General features: G+C 64.4%; 25 protein-coding genes. 17 read left to right on the forward strand and 8 right to left on the reverse strand.

Translation table 11 applies throughout. The features are described 5' to 3' along the window. The first annotated feature begins 25 nt into the window (after positions 1 to 25). Entirely contained in the window at positions 26 to 826 is an 801-nt protein-coding gene (locus tag ACLRDN_RS18935; RefSeq protein WP_413460416.1) for a LytR/AlgR family response regulator transcription factor, read from the forward strand. An 18-nt stretch (positions 827 to 844) separates the two neighbouring features. Here the strand turns inward: ACLRDN_RS18935 and ACLRDN_RS18940 are convergent, their stop codons facing one another. Further along, positions 845 to 985, reverse strand: coding sequence for a hypothetical protein (locus tag ACLRDN_RS18940; RefSeq protein ID WP_008331432.1), 141 nt, complete (start codon positions 983 to 985; stop codon positions 845 to 847). A gap of 267 nt (positions 986 to 1,252) precedes the next feature. Here ACLRDN_RS18940 and ACLRDN_RS18945 point away from each other — a divergent pair, with 267 nt between their 5' ends. Together ACLRDN_RS18945 and ACLRDN_RS18950 are read left to right on the forward strand one after the other, a co-directional pair. Further along, positions 1,253 to 3,004, forward strand: coding sequence for a glutamine--tRNA ligase/YqeY domain fusion protein (locus tag ACLRDN_RS18945; RefSeq protein WP_413457544.1), 1,752 nt, complete (start codon positions 1,253 to 1,255; stop codon positions 3,002 to 3,004). Positions 3,005 to 3,155: 151 nt separating this feature from the next. Next, on the forward strand, positions 3,156 to 3,518 hold the full coding sequence (locus tag ACLRDN_RS18950; protein ID WP_413457545.1) for a hypothetical protein: 363 nt from the start codon (positions 3,156 to 3,158) through the stop codon (positions 3,516 to 3,518). 43 nt (positions 3,519 to 3,561) lie between these two features. Here the strand turns inward: ACLRDN_RS18950 and ACLRDN_RS18955 are convergent, their stop codons facing one another. The 3 genes from ACLRDN_RS18955 to ACLRDN_RS18965 form a co-directional block, all read right to left on the reverse strand. Then, complete coding sequence (locus ACLRDN_RS18955; protein ID WP_413457546.1) at positions 3,562 to 4,575, reverse strand: transporter; 1,014 nt, start codon at positions 4,573 to 4,575, stop codon at positions 3,562 to 3,564. Between the two features lie 113 nt (positions 4,576 to 4,688). Further along, positions 4,689 to 4,922, reverse strand: a complete 234-nt coding sequence (locus tag ACLRDN_RS18960; protein WP_413457547.1) for a hypothetical protein — start codon at positions 4,920 to 4,922, stop codon at positions 4,689 to 4,691. 239 nt (positions 4,923 to 5,161) lie between these two features. After that, positions 5,162 to 6,457: a solute carrier family 23 protein gene (locus tag ACLRDN_RS18965; protein WP_413457548.1), complete on the reverse strand. Its 1,296-nt coding sequence runs from the start codon at positions 6,455 to 6,457 to the stop codon at positions 5,162 to 5,164. A 298-nt stretch (positions 6,458 to 6,755) separates the two neighbouring features. On the opposite strand from ACLRDN_RS18965, the gene ACLRDN_RS18970 reads away from it, so the two are divergent. From ACLRDN_RS18970 to sbcB, 5 genes are all read left to right on the forward strand, one after another. Beyond that, positions 6,756 to 7,172: a DUF2721 domain-containing protein gene (locus ACLRDN_RS18970; RefSeq protein WP_121043954.1), complete on the forward strand. Its 417-nt coding sequence runs from the start codon at positions 6,756 to 6,758 to the stop codon at positions 7,170 to 7,172. 112 nt (positions 7,173 to 7,284) lie between these two features. Then, a complete protein-coding gene (locus ACLRDN_RS18975; protein ID WP_413460417.1) occupies positions 7,285 to 7,587 on the forward strand; it encodes an antibiotic biosynthesis monooxygenase family protein in 303 nt (100 codons plus the stop codon). Between the two features lie 204 nt (positions 7,588 to 7,791). Then, positions 7,792 to 8,367 (forward strand): DUF3828 domain-containing protein, encoded by a 576-nt coding sequence (locus ACLRDN_RS18980; protein WP_413457549.1) that lies wholly within the window; start codon positions 7,792 to 7,794, stop codon positions 8,365 to 8,367. Between the two features lie 229 nt (positions 8,368 to 8,596). Next, a complete protein-coding gene (locus ACLRDN_RS18985; protein WP_413457550.1) occupies positions 8,597 to 9,211 on the forward strand; it encodes a hypothetical protein in 615 nt (204 codons plus the stop codon). Positions 9,212 to 9,351: 140 nt separating this feature from the next. After that, entirely contained in the window at positions 9,352 to 10,788 is a 1,437-nt protein-coding gene (gene sbcB / locus ACLRDN_RS18990) for an exodeoxyribonuclease I (RefSeq protein WP_413457551.1), read from the forward strand. Between the two features lie 17 nt (positions 10,789 to 10,805). On the opposite strand, the gene ACLRDN_RS18995 is transcribed toward sbcB, so the two are convergent. Both ACLRDN_RS18995 and ACLRDN_RS19000 read right to left on the reverse strand, forming a co-directional pair. Beyond that, complete coding sequence (locus ACLRDN_RS18995) at positions 10,806 to 11,132, reverse strand: DUF3861 domain-containing protein (RefSeq protein ID WP_034335703.1); 327 nt, start codon at positions 11,130 to 11,132, stop codon at positions 10,806 to 10,808. A gap of 34 nt (positions 11,133 to 11,166) precedes the next feature. Then, the gene (locus ACLRDN_RS19000; protein ID WP_413457552.1) at positions 11,167 to 11,796 is read right to left on the reverse strand and encodes a PadR family transcriptional regulator; all 630 of its coding nucleotides are present in this window, start codon (positions 11,794 to 11,796) and stop codon (positions 11,167 to 11,169) included. Between the two features lie 242 nt (positions 11,797 to 12,038). Here ACLRDN_RS19000 and ACLRDN_RS19005 point away from each other — a divergent pair, with 242 nt between their 5' ends. Then, a complete protein-coding gene (locus tag ACLRDN_RS19005) occupies positions 12,039 to 12,635 on the forward strand; it encodes a peroxidase-related enzyme (RefSeq protein ID WP_413457553.1) in 597 nt (198 codons plus the stop codon). A 19-nt stretch (positions 12,636 to 12,654) separates the two neighbouring features. Here ACLRDN_RS19005 and ACLRDN_RS19010 read toward each other — a convergent pair whose 3' ends face one another. Both ACLRDN_RS19010 and ACLRDN_RS19015 read right to left on the reverse strand, forming a co-directional pair. Continuing rightward, entirely contained in the window at positions 12,655 to 13,155 is a 501-nt protein-coding gene (locus ACLRDN_RS19010) for a nucleoside 2-deoxyribosyltransferase (protein WP_413457554.1), read from the reverse strand. 55 nt (positions 13,156 to 13,210) lie between these two features. After that, positions 13,211 to 15,676: an acyl-CoA dehydrogenase gene (locus ACLRDN_RS19015; protein WP_413457555.1), complete on the reverse strand. Its 2,466-nt coding sequence runs from the start codon at positions 15,674 to 15,676 to the stop codon at positions 13,211 to 13,213. A gap of 244 nt (positions 15,677 to 15,920) precedes the next feature. On the opposite strand from ACLRDN_RS19015, the gene ACLRDN_RS19020 reads away from it, so the two are divergent. From ACLRDN_RS19020 to ACLRDN_RS19055, 8 genes are all read left to right on the forward strand, one after another. After that, on the forward strand, positions 15,921 to 16,799 hold the full coding sequence (locus ACLRDN_RS19020; protein ID WP_413457556.1) for a neutral zinc metallopeptidase: 879 nt from the start codon (positions 15,921 to 15,923) through the stop codon (positions 16,797 to 16,799). A gap of 39 nt (positions 16,800 to 16,838) precedes the next feature. Continuing rightward, positions 16,839 to 17,219: an MAPEG family protein gene (locus ACLRDN_RS19025; RefSeq protein ID WP_413457557.1), complete on the forward strand. Its 381-nt coding sequence runs from the start codon at positions 16,839 to 16,841 to the stop codon at positions 17,217 to 17,219. Positions 17,220 to 17,233: 14 nt separating this feature from the next. After that, entirely contained in the window at positions 17,234 to 17,521 is a 288-nt protein-coding gene (locus ACLRDN_RS19030; RefSeq protein WP_413457558.1) for a hypothetical protein, read from the forward strand. A 92-nt stretch (positions 17,522 to 17,613) separates the two neighbouring features. Then, positions 17,614 to 17,835 carry an RNA-binding S4 domain-containing protein gene (locus ACLRDN_RS19035; protein ID WP_413457559.1) on the forward strand — a complete coding sequence of 74 codons (222 nt, stop codon included), beginning with the start codon at positions 17,614 to 17,616 and terminating at the stop codon, positions 17,833 to 17,835. Then, positions 17,832 to 18,449 (forward strand): DUF924 family protein, encoded by a 618-nt coding sequence (locus ACLRDN_RS19040; protein WP_413457560.1) that lies wholly within the window; start codon positions 17,832 to 17,834, stop codon positions 18,447 to 18,449. The genes ACLRDN_RS19035 and ACLRDN_RS19040 overlap by 4 nt, the downstream gene beginning before the upstream one ends. 92 nt (positions 18,450 to 18,541) lie before the next feature. Further along, on the forward strand, positions 18,542 to 19,057 hold the full coding sequence (pilV, locus tag ACLRDN_RS19045; RefSeq protein WP_413457561.1) for a type IV pilus modification protein PilV: 516 nt from the start codon (positions 18,542 to 18,544) through the stop codon (positions 19,055 to 19,057). 38 nt (positions 19,058 to 19,095) lie between these two features. Next, a complete protein-coding gene (locus ACLRDN_RS19050) occupies positions 19,096 to 19,971 on the forward strand; it encodes a PilW family protein (RefSeq protein ID WP_413457562.1) in 876 nt (291 codons plus the stop codon). Further along, positions 19,968 to 20,600, forward strand: a complete 633-nt coding sequence (locus ACLRDN_RS19055) for a pilus assembly protein (protein WP_413457563.1) — start codon at positions 19,968 to 19,970, stop codon at positions 20,598 to 20,600. The genes ACLRDN_RS19050 and ACLRDN_RS19055 overlap by 4 nt, the downstream gene beginning before the upstream one ends.

A 20,600-nucleotide genomic window follows, 5' to 3' on the forward strand; every position in this document is an offset into this window, starting at 1 on the left:
CCTGCCGCTTTGTCCGGAGTCCACCATGGCCGCGCCCACTGCCCTGATTGCCGAAGACGAACCCCTGCTGGCCAATGCCCTGCGCCAGGCCCTGGCGCGCTGCTGGCCGGATCTGCCCGCGCCGCACCTGGCCGCCAATGGCGATGAAGCGCTGGAGCAGGCGCTGGCCCTGCTGCCGGATGTGCTGTTCCTGGATATCAAGATGCCCGGCCGCAGCGGGCTGGAGGTGGCCGGCGACCTGGCCGAGGAGTGGCCTGCCGGGCGGGCCTTCCCGCTCATCGTCTTCGTGACGGCCTATGACGACTACGCCCTGCAAGCCTTCGAGCGGGCGGCCATCGATTACCTGCTCAAGCCGGTCAGCCAGGACCGGCTGGCCGTGACGGTGGCGCGCCTGCAAGGGCTGCTGGCCCAGCGCGCCGCCAGTGACCAGGACAGCCACCTGGAACGCGCGCTGGCACAGTTGCGGGCGCTATCTGCGCCCGCCGTGGACGATACGCCGCCCCGGCTGGACTACATCCGCGCGGCGGTCGGCAACAAGGTGAAGTTGATTCCGGTGGACGAGGTGATCTATTTCGAAGCCACCGACAAGTATGTGAATGTGGTCAGCGACGAGGGCAGCGCGCTGATCCGGACCAGCCTGCGGGAATTGATCCCCCAGCTCGATGGCCGCCAGTTCTGGCAGATCCATCGCGGCACCGTGGTCCAGGTGCGGCAGATCCAGGCGGCGCTGCGGGAAGAGAGCGGCAAGCTCTTCGTGACCCTGCGCGACCGCCCGGAGAAACTGGCGGTCAGCCGCCTGTTCGCCCATCTGTTCAGGCAGATGTAGCGGATCCCTCCTCAGCCATCAGCGGCCATAGTAATAACCGGGTCCGTAATAAGGACGGTAGTAATGCGGCTGCGGCGGGCCCACCGGCACCACCACGCAGGCCGACAGCGTGGCAGCGGCCACCGCAGCGGCGACGATCAGCTTGATCCAACGGCTCATGATGCACTCCTTGTGTTTGGCGTTTTTGTTCACTGCGCCCGGCGGGATGCCAGGCCACGCTCGCAGAGTGCCAGCCGGCATGCCTGACAGGTAATGCATGGGCGTATCTTCTGTAACAAGAACCGGTAAAAAAGCTTCATATCGGCTCCAGCCGCGTTGTCAGCGGGCAAAAATTCCCGCAGGAACGGCCGCAACGCCCGTGGAACCGGGCAGCTGCGGTAAAATGCTTGCCATCTGAATAAACAGGCATTCCTCCCGATTCATCCCATGAGCAACGAACTGAAAAACGGTCACACCCCTGCCCCCTCCACCAATTTCCTGCGCGGCATCATCGAATCCGACCTGGTTTCGGGTACCTATGCCGAGCGCAGCAGCCAGGATGGCGAGGCCCTGCCGCAGGTGGTCACCCGTTTTCCGCCCGAGCCGAACGGCTACCTGCACATCGGCCACGCCAAGTCGATCTGCCTGAACTTCGGCCTGGCCGCTGACTATGCCGGCCGCTGCCACATGCGTTTCGACGATACCAATCCCGAGAAGGAAGAACAGGAATACGTCGACACCATCCTGGACTCGGTCAAGTGGCTGGGCTTCTCCTGGGAGCATGAAGGCAAGTCGCACCTGTACTACGCCAGCAACTATTTCGATGTCATGTACGCCTGCGCCCAGGCCCTGATCCGCAAGGGCCTGGCCTATGTGGACGAGCAGAACGCCGAGCAGATGCGCGAAAACCGCGGCACCCTGACCGAACCCGGCAAGGATTCGCCGTGGCGCGACCGCCCGGTGGAGGAGTCGCTGCGCCTGTTCGAGGAAATGCGCGACGGCAAGCACCCGGACGGCTCCATGATCCTGCGCGCCAGGATCGACATGGCCAGCCCCAACATGAACCTGCGCGATCCGGCCATCTACCGCATCCGCCACGCCACCCACCACAACACCGGCGACAAGTGGCGCGTGTATCCGATGTACACCTTCGCGCATCCCATCGAAGATGCGCTGGAAAACATTTCGCACTCCATCTGCACCTTGGAATTCGAAGACCAGCGCCCGTTCTACGACTGGCTGCTGGAGCAACTGGCTGAAGAAGGTTTCTTCAAGAAGCCGCTGCCGCATCAATATGAATTTGCCCGCCTCAATCTGACCTACATCATCACCAGCAAGCGCAAGCTGCGCCAGCTGGTGGATGAAAAGATCGTCTCCGGCTGGGATGACCCGCGCATGCCCACCATCGTCGGCCTGCGCCGCCGTGGCTACACGCCCGAGGCGATCCGCCTGATGTGCGACCGCACGGGCGCATCCAAGAACAACAGCTGGATCGACTTCAGCGTGCTCGAAGGCGCGCTGCGTGAAGACCTGGACCCCAAGGCCCCGCGTGCGGTGGCCGTGCTGCGTCCCCTGAAGCTGATCATCGACAACTTCCCGGAAGGCGTGTCCATCGATTGCAGCGCCCCGGTCTATCCGCCGGCGCATCCGGAACATGACACCGCGCACCGCCACTTCCCGATTACCAAGGAATTGTGGATCGAGCGCGAAGACTTCATGGAAGAACCGACCAAGGGCTACTTCCGTCTCTTCCCCGGCAACAAGGTGCGCCTGCGCTACGGCTACGTGGTCGAATGCACCGGCTGCGACAAGGATGAACACGGCAACGTCATCGCCGTGCACTGCAACTACTTCGAAGACAGCAAGAGCGGCACCGAAGGCAGCTCCAACTACAAGGTCAAGGGCAACCTGCACTGGGTCAGCGCCGAACACGCGCTGGCCACGGAAGTGCGCCTGTACGACCGCCTGTTCTCGGACCCGCATCCGGACGCCGGCGGCAAGGACTTCCTGGCCGCCCTGAATCCGAACTCCAAGGAAGTCATCACCGCCTACCTGGAGCCAACCCTGAAGACCGCCAAGCCCGGCGAGATCTACCAGTTCGAACGCCACGGCTACTTCGTGGCCGACCGCGTCGATTCGACCGAAGGCCAGCCGATCTTCAACCGGGCCGTGACGCTCAAGGACAGCTGGGGCAAGTAAGCCCGGGCGCAGCAGGACAAGACCGGACCCGTCAGGGGTCCGGCAGGGGAATACGGCCGCAAGGCCACGCGGGCGGCAGTGCGCCAGCCGCCCGTGCCAACGGGATGGCGCAGCTTGATGGCACAGTCCACAAGCGGAGCAAGGGGAACGCATGTTCGAGCAGATCAAGATCCAGCGCCTGTCGATGTCATCCATCTACAAGCTGCTGGCGGTGGGGACCACGTTTTCGCTGGTGCCGTTTTCGACCCTGATGGGCGTGCTCTCGCTGTTCGGCGCACAGACCATCACCTGGGATGGCAAGCACCTGATCGGCTATGACGGCCTGATCGCCTCGCCTTTCATCGGCCTGTTCCTGTCGGCCTTCATCACCCTCTTCCTGGGTACCATGTGCTGCATCGGCCTGTGGCTGTATTCGCTGTGGCGTCCACTGTCGCTGAAGGTGGAGCCGGTGGACAACCTGGACATCGACAAGCTCATTCGCGAGAGCGAAGAGGCCATGGCTGCGCGCGACTGAGACCCGGCACGCAGGGCCGCCACCGCAGCCGCCCGGCTGCGTATCAGAAAATCTTCATCCACTTCAGGAAGGCCACGGTCGCTACCCCGAGGCCGCCCATCAATCCCATCACGATCCAGAACGAGGTCTCGTCATGCAGACCCGGCAAACCCGCCACGTTCATCCCGAAAATCCCCGACACCAGCGTGGCCGGCATCAGCAGCGCGGTCAGGATGGAGAGGGCCATCAGGTTGCGGTTCATCTGTTCCGACATCTGTGAGGCGATTTCTTCCTGCAGCAGCTTGGCGCGCTCATAGACGGCTTCCACGGTGGAATGCAGTTCGTTGAGTTCATCCAGGGCATGGGTCAGGTCTTCCAGCGCCTCGCGCGGCACCCAGGCCGGGCGCAGCCGCTGGAACTGGGCCAGGATGCGGCGTTCCGGTGCGATGAAGCGACGCAGTTCGGCCAGCTGGCGGCGGATGCCCGAGAGCTCGGCACGGTCTTCGGCCCGGCGGTCCGAGAGCACCGAGAATTCGATGTCGTCGACCTTGTCGTTGAGCTTGTCCAGGCGTGCATTGAAGCCATCGGCCAGGCAGCGCAGCAGCTCGGCGAAGAGATCCATGGGATTGTCGAAGTCGCCGCCGTCGAGCACCTTCTGGCGCAGCATGTTGGTCGAGATCAGCGGCTGGGTGCGCAGCGTCAACAGGCGCGTGCGATCCAGGTAGAAGTGCAGCGCGCCCTTCTCGGTGCCGGTGTCGCCGATCTCCATCTTCATATCGGTCAAGGTGCCGTAGACCCCCTCGGGGGTGGCATGCAGGCCCGGATGGGTGTCGCTGCTCAACAAAAATTCAGTGATGTACTCGGGAATGTCGCTGTGATGGGCCAGCCATTGCTGGATCTTCACATCGGCCGTCTTGACGTGCAGCCAGGTGAAATCCGGCGCACTCGGATGATAGTCAATGACTTCATTCCAGTTCATCTGGCGTGCATGCCCCTCTTCGAAGCGGAAGGCGCAGATGAATCCGGCCGGCTCATAGAGCAGGTGCAGGGCTTGCGGGGTGTCCGGCGGATTGTGCATGGGCAGGCGGGTCAACAGTGGGCCAGGGGCAATGAACGACCCCGCATTCTAACCACCGGTTTTGACAAATTTGTGACAGCGCCGTGACCGCCGCCGCCCGCAGCCGCGCCGGCTCAGTAATTGAAGTTGCGGTTGCCCCAGGCTTCGCGGGCCGCACCGCAGATCCGGATCTGCTCCTCGTTCATGCCGGACGTGCCGTTCAACTGGCACTGGTCGGAGACTGACTTGGCCTCGTCGATGTTCTTGCGGAAATAGGCGTAATCCTTCTTGCCACTGACGATGTCACAAGCCGACAGCAAAGGCAGTGCAATGCACAGCAACGCTGGCAGGCGGAGGGCGGAGTTCATGCGGTGATTCCCCTGAAAGGCGGGCCAGGCCCGCGACAGGCAGCGGCCGGAATGCGCCTCCGGCCGGCCCTTCCCCGGGGCCGTGACGGCGACGCTGCGCTGCAACGCGACAGAGTATAGACAGCCGCCGAGGATTGCTCAACGGAAATCTTCACTCTCCTCACGCCATGGTAGAACAAAAAGGCCGGTCACGAGGACCGGCCTTGGGGCTGTTGCATCGCCGTCTTATCAGGATGGAATCATCCGCGACGTTTCAGGAGGGCGTGCAAGATGATGGCACCGAAGGTGGCGGTCCCGATACCGCCCAGGGCGAAGCCGCCCATTTTGAGGGTGAAGTCGCCTGCACCCAGCACCAGCGTGACGGCGGCCACGATCAGGTTGGTATTGTTGGAGAAATCAACCTTGTTCTCGACCCAGATGCGGGCACCCGAGACGGTGATGAGACCGAACACCACGATCGACACGCCGCCCAGCACCGCGCCCGGAATGGTCAGGATGACCGCGCCGAACTTGGGGGAGAAGCCCAGCAGGATGGCGATCACCGCCGCCACCACGAAGACCAGGGTGGAGTAGATCTTGGTGACGGCCATCACGCCGATGTTCTCGGCATAGGTGGTCACGCCGGTGCCGCCGACGCTGCCCGAGAGCATGGTGGCCAGCCCGTCGCCGATGAAGGCGCGGCCGATGTAGCGGTCTAGGTTCTGGCCGGTCATGGCCGAGACGGCCTTGATGTGGCCCAGGTTCTCGGCCACCAGGATGATGGCGACCGGGGCCAGCAGTGCCATGGCGCTGCCCTGGAACACGGGGGCGGCGAAGTGCGGCAGACCGAACCAGGCGGCATTGGCCACGGTGGAAAAGTCGATCGGCTTGCCCAGGCCCAGGCCATTGGTCAGCACCGCGTAGAGCACATAGGCCAGCAGCAGGCCGATGAGGATCAGCAGGCGCTGCAGCATGCCGCGCGTAAAGACCGCCACGAAGCCCACGCAGAGGATGGTGGCCAGCGCCATCCAGCTGTCGAAGCTGCTGCCGGAGACGCCCTTGACCGCGATCGGTGCCAGGTTCAGGCCGATCACCGCCACCACCGCGCCGGTGACCACCGGCGGCATCAGAGATTCGATCCAGCGCGTGCCCACGCCGGAGACGATCAGGCCGATCACCGCATACACGGCGCCACAGGCGATGATGCCGCCCAGTGCCACGCCGAGGTTGGCGTTGGGACCGGCGCCGGCATAACCGGTCACGGCAATGACCAGGCCGATGAAGGAAAAGCTCGACCCCAGATAGCTCGGCACGCGGCCGCCCACCATCAGGAAGAACAGCAAGGTACCGACGCCCGACATCAGGATCGCCAGGTTGGGATCGAAGCCCATGAGCAGCGGTGCCAGCACGGTCGAGCCGAACATGGCCACCACGTGCTGCACGCCCATGGCCAGCGTCTGCGGCGCAGGCAGCCGCTCATCGGCGGCGATCACGGCCCCCTGGCCGTCGTTGGTGCTTTGGCGCAGCCGCCATTGGGGGAAATACGAACCCGACATGGAGATCCCTTTCGTTGTGGATTTGTTTTGATTTGTACGTGGATGTGGAACGGGGGCTAGTGTATTGAGCACCCGCACAAATAACAATTGCTGCAGGGCTGCACCGCCAAAAAAATCCGTAAAAGATTTCGGCCTTGGCGTGGCCTGCTGCGCGGCGGTGCAAAAACCGCCGTTGCACCAGCCCGATGCCCCAAAACAATCCATGCATTTGCGCAAACGCGGCCGCCATGGCATGGGCATGTTTCTTGCGCCTCGGGAGCGGTTAGAATCACGTCCCCGATTGTTCCCTGCCATGTCGATGATCAACCTCACCACCCCTGCCCTGCTGTTCCCCGCGACCTCGCTGTTGCTGCTGGCCTATACCAACCGCTTCCTGGTGCTGGCGCAACTGATCCGCAACCTGCAGAACCAGGGCCAGAACGATGAACGCGGGCTGGTGATCCGGCAGATCCTCAATCTCAGGAAACGCATCGTGCTGACCCGCTACATGCAGGCGCTGGGCGTCTCCAGCTTCATCATGTGCGCCGTCTCGATGTACCTGATCTTCGTGGACTTCAATCGCTGGGCCGAGGTGTTCTTCGGCATCAGCCTCATGCTGCTGGTGGCCTCGCTGCTGGTGTCGCTGTGGGAAATCATGATCAGCACGCGCGCCATCGAGATCACGCTGGAAGACATGGCGCAGAAGCTGGAGAAGCGCGGCATCCTGGTCGAATGAAAGCTTTTCAGGCAGGGTGCAATCCGGTTCAAAGCCCGGTTCGGGCGAACATGTGATAATCGAGCCGCCCGGCTGGCGCCGGGTACCCCTCGACTACGCACTGGAGACCTACATGATCCTGGAACTGGCGGACATCCGCATCCAACCCGGCAAGCAAGCAGAATTCGACGAAGCCATCCAGCGCGGCCTGGCGCAGACCATCAGCAAGGCGCGCGGCTATCTCGGCCACAAGGTCCAAAAAGGCGTCGAATCGCCCGAGCGCTACCTGCTCATGGTGTACTGGGCCACCCTGGAAAACCATACCGTGGATTTCCGTGAATCGCCCGCCTTCACCGAATGGCGCGGCATCGTCGGCCCCTTCTTCGCCGGTGCGCCGGTGGTGGAACACTTCGCGCTGCTGACCGAATCGGCCTGAGACCGCAGGCGCGCCACCAGCGCCGACACGACATCGCACACCGGCAGCGCCAATGCGCCCGGCGCTGCGGAACGTTTGACGCCTGCCTTTGACTAAAGGGCAGGCCCAGGGGGCAGGCTGAACCGGCCGCCCCCGCCGGCCGCCTACCAATGAAGCGCCGCCATGACAACAGCGCCGGTCCGCACCGCGCGCAGGAACACCAGAATGACCACACTGTCCCGTTTAGCCTCCCCCTCTGCCCGCCCCCTGCGCGCCGGCGCCTGTGCGCTGGGCCTGCTGCTGGCCCTGTCCGGCTGCAACAACTTCAGCGGCGACGAACAGCAGCAGGCCGAGGTCATCGGCAACTTCTATCGCATCCACCTCAAGAACCACGCCCCCGGCCTGCCTTCAGCCGAGGAACTCAAGCAGTTCGAGCCGCTGGTCAGCCGTGCGCTGTACTCCCTGCTGACCCGCGCCGAAGCCGCCGACGTGCGCTACCACAGCGTAGCCGGCCCCCAGGCCGCACCCATCATCGAGGGAGACGTGTTCACCTCCTTGTATGAAGGCGCCACCTCCTTCGCGGTGCAATCCTGCGACAGCCAAGCCGACCGGGCCTCCTGCCAGGTGGCCTTCCGCTACCAGAAAGAAGGCGCGGATGAATCCTGGAACGACAAGATCCTGCTGGTGCGCGAAGAGCGCCAGTGGCGCATCGACGATATCGAGTTCATCGGCAACGACCAATCCTCCCAGCGCGAATACCTGAGCGACAACCTCACCGACGCCATTGCCCAGGCCGAATGAGCCGGGGCGGCTCGCCGCGGCCTGTGCGCAGCGGAATTGGCGGCCTTTTGGCGGTGTGTTCCCGCTCTTCCTGCTGAGCCGCAGCGCGTAAGATGCGGCTCTGTCAGGCTGGTCGTGTTGCGCCCCTCGGGTCCCGCTGCGCACCGGCCGGCAGAAAATATCAGAATGACAATGGCATCACGGAAAAACACGCCAGCACGCCCCTGCGGCTGGCCCAGGGAGAATCGGATTGAAGCGGATCGGTAAGACACTCATCGTCGCCGCCAGCCTGCTGCTTGCAGCGTGCTCGGCCAATGAAGAGGGCAAGGCCAAGGAGCTGGTGACGGAGTTTTACCAGACCCATGCCTCGAACCGTCCCTCGGGCGCCCTGACGCTGAAGGAACTGATTACCTTCCGCCGCTTCCTGTCGGTGCCGCTGTTCGACCTGTTGAAGGATGTCTCGGTGGCGCAGGAAGCGCGCGCCGCGCAGTCCGCTGCCGAAGTGGCGGCCGATCCCGATGCCGATCCCTTGCCGCCGCTGGTGCAAGGCGACCTCTTCACGGGCAACCCGAATGGCGCGTCCACCTTCCGCGTGGTCCAGTGCGAGGCGCAGGAGCGCGAGGCCAGTTGTAGCGTGGAACTGATCTATAGCGACGCCAAGCTGCAGTCGCCGGCCAAGTGGACCGACAAGATCCTGATGACCCGCGATGCGCGCGGCTGGATCATCGACAACATCCAGTACGCCGGTGGCAATGCCCCCATGCGCAGCGGCACGCTGCAGGAGGCCATGCGCACGGTCTTGAAACGCGACGCGGCCCCCATGGCGCCGCTGGCACCGGCCGCTCCCGCCGCGCCGGCCAAATGAGCCCAGGCCGGTAACGACCCCGGCCAGCGCAGCGCAGCAGCTCGAAAAAAACCAGCTTCATCACGCCGCCTGCCCCTTTGCGTGGCGGCAAGGGCAGCGCAGGCTCTATAATCGCGCGATTCCCTTAGAAGCCGTCCGCGATGTCCAATCACACCTTCCTCTGGCACGACTACGAAACCTTTGGCGCCGTGCCGCGCCGCGACCGTCCCTCGCAGTTCGCCGCCGTGCGCACCGATGCCGAGCTCAACGAGATCGGCGAGCCCATCATGCTGTACTGCAAGCCGGCCCCGGACTACCTGCCTGACCCGGTGTCCTGCCTGATCACCGGCATCACCCCGCAGCATTGCCTGGCGCATGGCGTGCCCGAGCACGAGTTTGCCGCCCGCATCGAGCAGGCGCTGGGCGAGCCCGGCACCATCGGCGTGGGCTACAACACCATTCGCTTCGATGATGAAGTCACGCGCTTCATGTTCTGGCGCAACCTGATCGATCCCTATGCCCGCGAATGGGCCAACGGCTGCGGCCGCTGGGACCTGCTCGACGTGGTGCGCCTGACCTATGCGCTGCGCCCCGAGGGCATACAGTGGCCGACCAAGGAAGACGGCAGCGTCAGCTTCAAATTGGAACATCTGTCCAAGGCCAATGGCCTGGTGCATGAAGCGGCGCACGATGCGCTCTCGGATGTGCGCGCCACCATCGCCCTGGCCCGCCTGATCCGCCAGAACAATCCGCGCCTGTTCGACTTCGCGCTGGCCTTGCACAAGAAGGACAAGGCCGCGGCCGAGATCGGCTTGCCGGCCGCCAAACCCTTCCTGCACGTCTCCGGCATGTTCCCGGTGGCCAACGGCTGCCTGGCGCTGATGTGGCCGCTGGGCATGCATCCGACCAACAAGAATGAAGTGATCGCCTGGGATCTCGGCTATGACCCGAGCGAACTGGCGGGCATGGACGCCGCCACCGTGCGTGAACGCATGTTCACCAAGCGCGACGAGATGCCGGAAGGCATGGTCCGCCTGCCTGTCAAGAGCATACACATCAACAAGTCGCCGATGGTCGTGGGCAGCCTCAAGACGCTGTCTGCCGAGCGTGCCGCGCAACTGAACATCGATGTCGACCTGGCCCTGCGCCATGCGGAAAAAGCCGCCGCCCTGCCCGACCTGGGCCCGCTGTGGCGCGAGGTCTACCAGCGCGAGCAGGAAGCGCCGCCGGACGTGGATGAAGATCTCTACGGCGGCTTCATCGGCAACGGCGACCGCCGCCAGTTGACGCAGCTGCGCACCCTGCCGCCGCAGGCGCTGGCCGGGGCCAGCGTAGCCTTTGACGATATGCGCTTGAATGAAATCCTGTTCCGCTATCGCGCACGCAACTTCCCCGAGACCTTGAGCCCCGAGGAAGCGCAGCACTGGGAAGAACACCGCGCCGCGCGCTTGTTTGAAGGCGCTGGCGGTGCGCGTACCGTCGCGCAACTGTTCGAGCAGATCGACCAGTTGCAGGAAGAAGCCGATGACGAACGCACCCAGGATATCCTCGGTGCGCTGTACGACTACGCGGAGATGATTGCGCCGGCCAATCAGTAAGATCCGGCGCGTCTGTCTTATTCGGCGGCGGCTTCGCCCTGCGCTGCGGCAGCGGCCTTGCCCTGCGACTTCAGCTTCATGATGAAGTCGCGCAGGGCCGGCTGGATATCTTCAAACAGCGGATGCTTGCGATTCTTGAGCATCACCTCCGAGAACAGTTTCAAGCCCAGCGCCAGCTGTGCGCTGGTATCGCTGTCGAATTGCCCGTTGCCACGCAGGCGGGCGACGATACTGAAAATATCGTCATGGTTGCCCGCCTCGAAACTCAGGGGCGCGTGCAAAGGCTGTCCCTCCGAGGCCGTGGCCAGGTGCTCCAGGGTGATGCGGTAGCGATGTTCTTTCATGTGAAGTTCCTTTCCAAAATCCCGGATCGCCGGATCAGGCGCGTTCCACCGCCACGGCGGCGCGGTCGATGATGTCGATGATGGCATGCAGTTCTTCCTTGGCCAGCTTGCCCTTGGCCAGGCGCGTATGCAGGGCCATGCGGAAGTTCTGCACGGCGCGCCGCAGTTCGGGCGAATCGGCATCGGGACGCTCCTGGCGGCGCAGTTCGAACTTGCGCAGCACCTGCTGCAGCAGCTCGGCGTTTTCCTTTTCTTCCAGATAAGCCTGGCCCTCGGCACTGAGGGTGTAGAGCTTCTTGCCGCCGTCTTCGCCCTGCACCGAGGCATGGCCCATTTCTTCCAGCAGGGTCAGGGTCGGATAGATCACACCGGGGCTGGGGCTGTAGCCACCGCCGACCAGTTGCTCGATGGCCTTGATCATGTCGTAGCCGTGGCGCGGCTTTTCCTGCAGCAGATGCAGCATCACGATGCGCAATGCGCCCTGCTCGAACATGCGCGCTCCGCGTCCGCCGCCGCCTTCACGGCCGCCGGGGCCATGATGGCCACGCGGACCGCGCGGCTCGTCGTCTTCAAACAGGCCGCCGCCATGATGCGGGCGGTCGTGACGCTGGTGCTTGGGGCCATGGCCGGGCTGGCCGGAGTGACTGAATAAATGCTTGAACATGGTTTTTCCTTCTTGTCAGGTAGCTGAGGCAGCGACTGACGCACGCTGCGGGTCGATCGATATAGCCAAGATATATCTTAATATCCCGCATTTCAAGATATATCTTAATAATATTTCAGAAGGGTTTCCAAAAAGGAAATCTGAAGCAAAAAGCTTCACCGTCAGTCCGGCGACATTAGCCGTGGGCCAGAAGTGCTAAGTTCTTGATGCTGCATCCACAACAAATGAACAAGGAGACACGCATGATCCCAGCCGCCGCCCCCGATGCGCCCATCGGCCGCTTCCCCATCCCCGATCTTCATACCTTGCCGGAGGACATCCGCAGCCGCATCCTGGCCGTGCATGAAAAGTCCGGATTCATCCCCAACGTGTTCCTGGTGCTGGCGCATCGCCCGGATGAATTCCGCGCCTTCTTCGCCTATCACGATGCGCTGATGGACAAACCCGGCGGCCTCACCAAGGCCGAGCGCGAGATGATCGTGGTGGCCACCAGCAATGCCAACCAGTGCCAGTACTGTGTGGTGGCGCATGGTGCCATCCTGCGCATCCGCGCCAAGGACCCGCTGCTGGCCGACCAGGTCGCCATCAATTACCGCAAGGCCGATCTCAGCGTGCGGCAGAAAGCCATGCTGGACTTCGCCATGAAGGTCTCGGCCAGCGCCTGGGCTGTCAATGAAGAGGATTTCGCCACGCTCAAGGCGCATGGCTGGAATGAGGAGGATGCGTGGGACATGGCCGCCATCGCGGCCTTCTTCGGCATGTCGAACCGGCTGGCCAACGTGACCAGCATGCGGCCCAATGAAGAGTTCTACCTGCTGGGGCGCCTGCCCCAGCAGTAAAGCGGGAAAGCGGTGGCGATCAGCGCTGGCCCGCGTGCCAGCGCGCCACCCGTTGCAGGCAGTCATGCAGGCCGCCCTGCACCAGCTCGGCGGCATGCGCCAGCATGAGGTTGCGCGGCAGGCCGAAGTCCTCGATGAACATGCCGGCATGGCAGACGCCCGGTTCGGCCTGCGGCACCTGTTGCAGCAGATCTTGCGCAGGCGTGTTGTAGCACCACACCTTCTTGCCGCGCCCGACGGCATAGCCGATCTCGAAGACCGTGCCCGAATCCGGCTCATGGCCACGGAAATCGCACACATTGGCCACCACATAATCGGCCGAATCGATCAGGGCCACGTTGATCTCGTAGATGCGGCGCGCCACCTCGGCCTTGCTCTCGCCGCTGACCTCGTCATCCCCGGGGCACAGGGCCACCAGCCCGAGGTCGGCGCACCACTGCTTGATCTGCAGTTTGTGCTGCGCATAGTCGCGCTGAAAAACGTCGGGGCCGGCCATGTAGATGCGGGGCTGCGGGGTCATGGTTCATCCTGTGGAATACGCGGGAACCGGCAGGATAACGCAAACCTTCATCTCCTTATGAACGCAGCTGCTCCACGATCGCCGCACGATCGAAATCTGCGCCGAAATCATCCACCTGCACGCTCTGATCGCCATAGTGGGCGAAGGCATCGACCGCTTCCTTCTCCTGCTGCGAGATCAGCTGGCGTTCCAGCGCCAGCGCGCTCCAGGCCGGAACTTCCAGCAGGCTCTGCGGCATCGGCGGCAGCTTGCCTTCCTTGATGTCGGCCTTGAGGCGATGCTCCAGTTGCTGCACCACCGGTGCGAGCACGAAGGCTTTCTCGCCGCAAGCCAGCGGATCGCCCTCCCGCGGCATGTAGGCACCGGCCACCAGGCGGTTGCGGCTCTCCCCCGGGGTCTGCATGGCCTGGGCCACGCGCGTGCCCAGCACATCGGAAGGCTTGCGATACGGCAGGCCCAGCGGGAAGATCAGCACCCGCAGCAGTACCGCGATGAACGGATTGGGGAAGTTGTGCAAGACATCGATGATGGCTTCCTCGGCGCGATGCAAGGCATCCTGCACCGACCAGTCCACATAGGGCAGGTCTTCTTCCTGCCGGCCCTCATCCTCGAAACGCTTCAGTACCGCCGAGACCAGGTAGAGCTGTGAAACCACATCACCCAGCCGCGCCGAAATCCGCTCGCGCAATTTGAGCGTACCACCCAGCACGCCCATGCTCACATCGGTGAGCAGCGCAAAGGCCGACGACAGATGCACCACCGCACGGAAATAGCCCCGCGTGGCGCGTGCGGCATGGCTGGACGAGGGCAACAGCCAGCCCCGGCTGATGCCGCCCACGAAGCTGCGCGCCGCATTGGCGGCCACGAAGGAGAGATGTCCGAAGAGCAGGCGGTCGAATTCCTGCACGGCACGCTCGCGGTCTTCGTCGGCGGCGGTGGCCAGTTCCTGCAGGACGTAGGGATGGCAGCGGATTGCACCCTGGCCAAAGATGATGAGGCAGCGCGTCAGGATATTGGCCCCTTCCACCGTGATGGCGATGGGTACCTGCTGATACGCGCGCGCCAGGAAGTTGCCCGGCCCCATGCAGATGCCCTTGCCGCCGATGACGTCCATGCCGTCATTGACCACCATGCGCCCGCGCTCGGTGACGTGGTACTTGGAGATGGCCGAGATGACCGAGGGCTTCTCGCCGGCATCCACTGCCAGCGCCGACAAGCGGCGCGTGGCATCCATCAGGTAGAGATGCCCGCCCATGCGCGCCAGGGCTTCCTGCACGCCTTCGAACTTGCCGATCTCGATCTTGAACTGGCGCCGCATGGCGGTGTAGGCACTGGTCCCGCGCACGGCCAGCTTGGAAAAACCGACGCTGGAGGAAGGCAGCGAAATCGCCCGCCCGGCCGCCAGGCATTCCATGAGCATGCGCCAGCCGCGTCCGACCTGACCGGCACCGCCAATCACCCACTCCATCGGAATGAAGACATCGCGCCCCTCGGTCGGCCCGTTCTGGAAGACGGCATTGAGCGGCCAGTGACGGCGTCCGGTGATCACGCCCGGATGATCAGTCGGGATCAGTGCGCAGGTGATGCCGGGTTCGGCGTCGCTCCCCAGGAGGCCATCCGGATCGCGTACGCGGAAGGCCAGGCCCAGCACGGTGGCAATCGGCGCCAGGGTGATGTAGCGCTTGCTCCAAGTGACGCGAAAGCCCAGCGTCTCGCGGCCCTCATGCTCGCCCTTGCAGACGATGCCCACATCGGGAATGGCTGCCGCATCCGAGCCTGCATAGGGACTGGTGAGCGCAAAGCAGGGAATCTCCAGCCCCTGCGCCAGGCGCGGCAGGTAATGATTTTTCTGGGCATCGGTGCCGTAATGCAGCAGCAATTCGGCCGGGCCCAGCGAATTGGGCACCATCACCGCGATGGCCGCGGCCGAACTGCGCGAGCCCAGTTTCATCACCACCTGCGAATGCATGTAGGCCGAGAACTGCTTGCCACCATATTGGCGCGGAATGATCATGCCGAGGAAACCCTTGTCCTTGATGAACTGCCAGGCTTCGGGCGGCAGGTCCTGGGTCTTCACGCTGGTGTCCCAGTCGCTGACCATGGCGCAGAGCTGTTCGACCTCGTTGTCGAGGAAGCTCTGTTCTTCCGGCGTCAGGCGCGGCGCGGGAAGGTCGAAGAGGCGCTTCCAGTCAGGCTTCCCGGAGAAGAGTTCGGCATCCCACCAGACGGTGCCGGCCTCGATGGCATCGCGTTCGGTGGCGGACATGCGCGGGGCGATTCTGCGGAACAGATCCAGCGCCGGGCGCGTCATCAGGGACTGTCGGACGGATTTGATCGCCACCAGCAGCGTGGGTGTGAAGAAAAGGATGGCCAGCAGCACCAGCACCGGCAACTCGATATCGGCCAGGCGCGCGCCCAGCCAGATCAGGACCGCTTCAGCTACCAGCCAGACCCAGGCGCTGGCGCGCATCATCATGAGGACCAGCGCGCCGGCGATGAGAAGAATGAGCCAGATGATCATGTCGTCTCCTGTACTGTTGTGATTGTGAGCATGAGCAATGCAGACTGCCGGGAACAGTGTGGCATCGATTGCCGACAGCGCCAAGCCGCCCGGCCACCCTCTTGCTGCCTCACCCTACACCGCCAGCTCATCGGGCGGAATCGGACAGTGCAGCCTCGCCCGGTCAGACAACGCCCGACATGTCGCGGCCCATGCCATCCATTACAATCGCGCCATTGCAGACCGCAGCACCGGAGAACAGATCATGAAATGGGAAGGCAATCGCGAAAGCGACAACGTGGAAGACCGCCGTGGCGAGGAGGGCGGCGGGGGCGGCGGCTTTGGCTTCGGCGGGCGCTCCATCGGGCTGGGCACGGTCGCGGTGGCCCTGGTGGCCTCCTACTTCCTGGGCATCAACCCGCTGACCATGCTCAACCTGCTCTCCGGTGGCTCACCCGCGCCGGTGCAGCAGCAGGCGCCCTCCCACAAGCCTTCGCCCAACGACCAGATGGCGCGCTTCGTCTCGACCGTCCTGGCCGATACCGAAGATACCTGGGGGCAGATCTTCGCCAACAACGGCAAGCAATATGTGCGGCCCAAGCTGGTGCTGTTTTCCGGCAGCACGCCGACCGCCTGCGGCACCGGCCAGACTGCCACCGGCCCCTTCTACTGCCCAGGCGACCAGAAGGTGTATATCGATTTGTCGTTTTATGAACTGATGAAGCAGCGCTTCAAGGTGTCCGGCAATTTCGCGCAGGCTTACGTGATCGCGCATGAAGTGGGGCACCACGTGCAGCACCTCATGGGCATCTCCGACAAGGTCGACGCCGCCCGCCGCAATGCCACCGAAAAGCAGGCCAATGCCATGTCGGTGCGGCTCGAACTGCAGGCGGACTGCTTCGCCGGCGTCTGGGCCTACCACGCCAACCAGGCGCGCCACATCCTGGAAGAAGGCGACATCGAAGATGCCTTGAATGCCGCCTCGGCCATCGGCGACGATGCCCTGCAACGCCAGGCGCGCGGCGTGGTGGTACCGGATTCGTTCACCCATGGCAGCTCGGCGCAGCGCGTGACCTGGTTCAAGCGCGGCATCTCCGAAGGCAAGGTCAGCGCCTGCAACACCTTCGCTGCCAAGGAACTTTGATTCACTGACAACTGACATCACAACGAGGAGACTTCCCGCATGACCCTATCCTACTGGTGCATCCTGATTGCCGGCCTGATGCCGGTGTTCACCATTGCCGTGGCCAAGTATGGCCGGCGCGACTTCGACAATGCCGAACCGCGCGCCTGGCTGGACAAGCAGACCGGCGTGCGCCGCCGCGCCGACTATGCGCACCGCAACCATTTCGAGGCCTTCCCCTTCTTCGCCGCTGCCGTGCTGGTGGCGCAGCAAGTAGCTGCACCGCAGGAACAGATCGATATCGCCGCGCTGGTCTTCATCGCCGCCCGCATTCTCTATACGGTGCTGTACCTGACCGACAAACCCTCGCCCCGTTCGGCGGTATGGCTCATCGGCTACCTCAGCGTGGTCGCGCTGTTCGTCATCGCTGCGCGCGCCTGAGACAGGAGCCGGCCATGCCCCATCCCGCCGCCGTCCAACTGGCCCCGATGCGCACTGCCCTGGAAGACCTGCGGGCAGGCCAGGGCGACATCGCTACGCTGTGCCGCACCTGGCGTGCACAGGAAGAGGTCTTCAATGCCCTGCCGCCGCGCTATCGCCAGGTGGCCGAAGACCTGCTGGGCCGCCTCGAAGCAGGCAGCCTCTTTACCGAAGAAAGCTGCTCCTTCAGCCAGAAGGACCTCACCGACAGCCTCTCCACCTGGCTGGACAAGGCCCGGCAGACGCTGGACAACGCCGCCTGAACCCCGGGGCGGCTGGACAAAAGTCCGCGCCGGGCGTACCGTACCGCTCCCCCGACCCGCCTGTTGCGGCTGGGGTTTCCGAAAGACATCACATGCAAAAGATCACCTTCCCGCTGCAAGGCCATCCCTATGTCGAGCTGAACCAGCTGCTCAAGCTCTGCGGCCTGTGCGACAGCGGCGGCGCCGGCAAGCAACTGGTGGCCGATGGCCAGGTCAAGGTCAATGGCAAGCTGGAAACCCGCAAGACCTGCAAGATCACCGCCGGCCAGAAGGTCACCCTGGGCGACGTGCAGATCACGGTGCTGGCCGAATGAGCCCGCACGCCAGCGCCGAGGAGGTACTGGACTTCTGGTTCGGCAGCGGCTGGGACCAGCTACCCGCGCACCAGGTCGCCGAACGCCAGAAAAAACTCTGGTGGAGCAAGAATCCCGACATCGACGCCCAATGCCGCACCCGCTTCGAGCCCCTGGTGCAACAGGCTGCCGCCAACCAACTCGACGACTGGACCGAATCCCCGCGCAGCATGCTGGCCTTGATCCTGCTGCTGGACCAGATGCCGCGCAACATCTACCGCGATACCCCGCAAGCCTTCGCCTTCGATGAACTGGCACGCCAGTGCAGCCACCTGGCGCTGGCCATGGGACTGGATGCAGCGTTGCCGCCGCTGGCCCGCGTGTTCGTCTACCTGCCGCTGGAACACGCCGAAGACCTGGACGACCAGGAGTACGTGGTGCAACTCATGCGCAGCCTGGCCAAGTCGGCCAGCGGCGAGGACAAGCCGGCCTTCGACGGCTATGCCGACTATGCGCGGCGGCACCATGCCGTGATCGAACGCTTCGGGCGCTTCCCCCATCGCAACCGCATCCTGGGGCGCGAGAACACGCCGGAAGAAGCCGAATTCCTCAAGCAACCGGGTTCGGCCTTCTGAAGTTTTCGATAGTGGCAAACTGATTCGGCGTTTTGCTGGAGCGTCATTTTCTTTTTCCCTAGACTCGCGGGCTTTCCTTTGCAGGATTTGCCATGCGTGCTCGCTCCCGTGGTTTTTCGATGATGGAGGTGCTGGTGGCCATGCTGGTCATCGGCACCGGTGCCCTGGCCATCGCCATGCTGCAGCTGCATGCACTGCGCAGCGGCCAGGACAGCAGCCTGCAGGCGCGCGCCACCCTGATGGCGCAGGAACTGGCAGAACTGCGCGCGGCCCTGCCGCCGCTACCCGGCGCCACCGATCCCACGCTCTTTACCCTCAGTCCAGGGCGCCCCCCACAGGCGCCGGTCGATTGCGGACAGGCTGCCTGCCACCCGCATGATTTCACCCAGGCCGTATTGGCCGACTGGAGTGGACGGCTGGTCCGCGATTTCCCGCAGGCACGCGCCACCGTCTGCCGGGATGCGCAGCAAACCCCGCATCCGGACTGGAACTGCGATGGCCTGGCCAGCAGCCCGGTGGTGCTCAAGCTGGCCTGGCGCCGCCTGGGCACGGCCAGCGCACCCGCGGTGGCCGCCACCCCGCTGCTGAGCGTGATCCTGGGCCATTGACCATGCGCCCTCAGAGCTCATTCTCCCGCCCCTCGTGCGTGCCTCATCAACGCGGGCTGACCCTGGTCGAACTGATGATCGCGCTGGCCGTGGGGCTGCTGGTGGTGCTGGTGGCCGGTACGCTGCTGCAGCAGGCACGCAGCGCTTACCAGGACATGGATGACGCCGCCCGCGTCGAGGAAACCGGCCGCCTGGTGCTCGACCACCTGCAACAAGCGCTGCGCCAGGCCGGCCATCTGCCGGTGGAAACACTCGCCGGGGAGGCCGTCCCGCTGCTGGCCCCCGGCTTGCGCGGGCTCGACGACAGCCGCCAGGCCGAATCGCTCGATCCCGCCCGGGGCGTCTTCGGCAGCAGCACGGGGGATGGCGTCAATCACAGCGACCTGCTGATGCTGGGTTTTTTCGGCGCACCACGGGGCAGCCGCGCCCAGGTCGGCAACTGCAGCGGTGCCGATGTGGCGGCCGGGCCGCCCGAGGAAGCCTCGCGCAGCTGGGTGATCTATTTCATCGCGCCCGGCACCGGCGATGAACCCGAACTGCGCTGCCGCTACCAGGGCAAGAACGGCAACTGGACCTCGGACGCCATCGCGCGCGGCGTCGAAGCCATGCAGCTGCGCTACGCCATCGACAGCGACGGCGACGGCCGCCCCGACCGCTGGCTGGACGCTTCATCCATGTCGGCCCCGGCCTGGCGCCAGGTGGTGCTGGTGCGCATCGCGCTGCTGGTGAGGGGCTTGCAGCGGCGTCCCGCCAGCCATGACGCCACGCCGCGCAGCTACGACCTTTTCCTCCAAGGCCGGCGCGGCGAGGCCGCCTGGCGCTTCACCGAACAGGACCTGGAACAGCGCCGCCGTGCGGTGTTCCAGGGCACGGTGATGTTGCGCAATCTTTCAGCCGCACGGGACAGCGAATGAAGATCCTGCACACCCGCCGGCCTCAGCGCGGCGCTACCCTGATGATCGCCCTCATGCTGCTGGCCCTGATGCTGCTGCTGGGCGCGGCCACGACGTCGCTGCTCCTGCTGGAAGAACGCGCCGCCCGCAACCATCGTGAACATGCGCAAGCGCGGCTCGCGGCCCAGGCCGCGCTGGAAGACGCCTGTGACGACCTGCGCGGGCAGCGCCGCATCGATCCGGCGCAGTTCGATACGGCGCTCGGATGCCGCGGCGATGCCGCCGGTGCCGGGCTGTGCCTGGGCAAGCATGAACGCAGCGGCTGGGAGCCCGGACAGTTGCACGGGCCGCAGGCCATCTCCGCCACCTATGGCCAATTCACGGGACGACGCTTTCGTGCAGCGCCCGGCATGGCGGTGCCCCGTTATCTGATCGAACGCCTGCCGCCCAAATCCGGCAAGCAATCTGGCCAGCCGTCCCCCGAAGAGCCCGCCGCCACCCTCTATCGCCTCAGCGCAGTCGGCTATGGCCGCCATGGCGCCGTTGCTGCCTTGCAGGCGCTGGTGCAGTGGCCGGCGACCCGTTCCGGCGCCATGGCGAGTTGTCCGCTGCTCGCCTGGCGTCCCCTTTATCTACCCAACCCGGAATGA

Origin of the sequence: Herbaspirillum huttiense (genome assembly GCF_047300815.1) — a bacterium.
Lineage (GTDB): Bacteria > Pseudomonadota > Gammaproteobacteria > Burkholderiales > Burkholderiaceae_D > Herbaspirillum > Herbaspirillum huttiense_A.

What these genes read in the sequence shown, in the direction of transcription:
- ACLRDN_RS19040 (WP_413457560.1), top strand. Translation starts at nt 17,832, where the DNA reads ATGAGCCCGCACGCCAGCGCCGAGGAGGTACTGGACTTCTGGTTCGGC.
- ACLRDN_RS18970 (WP_121043954.1), top strand. Translation starts at nt 6,756, where the DNA reads ATGATCAACCTCACCACCCCTGCCCTGCTGTTCCCCGCGACCTCGCTG.
- ACLRDN_RS18950 (WP_413457545.1), top strand. Translation starts at nt 3,156, where the DNA reads ATGTTCGAGCAGATCAAGATCCAGCGCCTGTCGATGTCATCCATCTAC.
- ACLRDN_RS18955 (WP_413457546.1), bottom strand. Translation starts at nt 4,575, where the DNA reads ATGCACAATCCGCCGGACACCCCGCAAGCCCTGCACCTGCTCTATGAG.
- ACLRDN_RS18935 (WP_413460416.1), top strand. Translation starts at nt 26, where the DNA reads ATGGCCGCGCCCACTGCCCTGATTGCCGAAGACGAACCCCTGCTGGCC.
- ACLRDN_RS19030 (WP_413457558.1), top strand. Translation starts at nt 17,234, where the DNA reads ATGCCCCATCCCGCCGCCGTCCAACTGGCCCCGATGCGCACTGCCCTG.
- ACLRDN_RS19000 (WP_413457552.1), bottom strand. Translation starts at nt 11,796, where the DNA reads ATGTTCAAGCATTTATTCAGTCACTCCGGCCAGCCCGGCCATGGCCCC.
- ACLRDN_RS19035 (WP_413457559.1), top strand. Translation starts at nt 17,614, where the DNA reads ATGCAAAAGATCACCTTCCCGCTGCAAGGCCATCCCTATGTCGAGCTG.
- ACLRDN_RS19005 (WP_413457553.1), top strand. Translation starts at nt 12,039, where the DNA reads ATGATCCCAGCCGCCGCCCCCGATGCGCCCATCGGCCGCTTCCCCATC.
- ACLRDN_RS19025 (WP_413457557.1), top strand. Translation starts at nt 16,839, where the DNA reads ATGACCCTATCCTACTGGTGCATCCTGATTGCCGGCCTGATGCCGGTG.
- ACLRDN_RS19020 (WP_413457556.1), top strand. Translation starts at nt 15,921, where the DNA reads ATGAAATGGGAAGGCAATCGCGAAAGCGACAACGTGGAAGACCGCCGT.
- ACLRDN_RS18980 (WP_413457549.1), top strand. Translation starts at nt 7,792, where the DNA reads ATGACCACACTGTCCCGTTTAGCCTCCCCCTCTGCCCGCCCCCTGCGC.
- ACLRDN_RS18965 (WP_413457548.1), bottom strand. Translation starts at nt 6,457, where the DNA reads ATGTCGGGTTCGTATTTCCCCCAATGGCGGCTGCGCCAAAGCACCAAC.
- ACLRDN_RS18940 (WP_008331432.1), bottom strand. Translation starts at nt 985, where the DNA reads ATGAGCCGTTGGATCAAGCTGATCGTCGCCGCTGCGGTGGCCGCTGCC.
- sbcB (WP_413457551.1), top strand. Translation starts at nt 9,352, where the DNA reads ATGTCCAATCACACCTTCCTCTGGCACGACTACGAAACCTTTGGCGCC.
- ACLRDN_RS18960 (WP_413457547.1), bottom strand. Translation starts at nt 4,922, where the DNA reads ATGAACTCCGCCCTCCGCCTGCCAGCGTTGCTGTGCATTGCACTGCCT.
- ACLRDN_RS18945 (WP_413457544.1), top strand. Translation starts at nt 1,253, where the DNA reads ATGAGCAACGAACTGAAAAACGGTCACACCCCTGCCCCCTCCACCAAT.
- ACLRDN_RS19055 (WP_413457563.1), top strand. Translation starts at nt 19,968, where the DNA reads ATGAAGATCCTGCACACCCGCCGGCCTCAGCGCGGCGCTACCCTGATG.
- ACLRDN_RS19015 (WP_413457555.1), bottom strand. Translation starts at nt 15,676, where the DNA reads ATGATCATCTGGCTCATTCTTCTCATCGCCGGCGCGCTGGTCCTCATG.
- ACLRDN_RS19010 (WP_413457554.1), bottom strand. Translation starts at nt 13,155, where the DNA reads ATGACCCCGCAGCCCCGCATCTACATGGCCGGCCCCGACGTTTTTCAG.
- ACLRDN_RS18995 (WP_034335703.1), bottom strand. Translation starts at nt 11,132, where the DNA reads ATGAAAGAACATCGCTACCGCATCACCCTGGAGCACCTGGCCACGGCC.
- ACLRDN_RS18975 (WP_413460417.1), top strand. Translation starts at nt 7,285, where the DNA reads ATGATCCTGGAACTGGCGGACATCCGCATCCAACCCGGCAAGCAAGCA.
- pilV (WP_413457561.1), top strand. Translation starts at nt 18,542, where the DNA reads ATGCGTGCTCGCTCCCGTGGTTTTTCGATGATGGAGGTGCTGGTGGCC.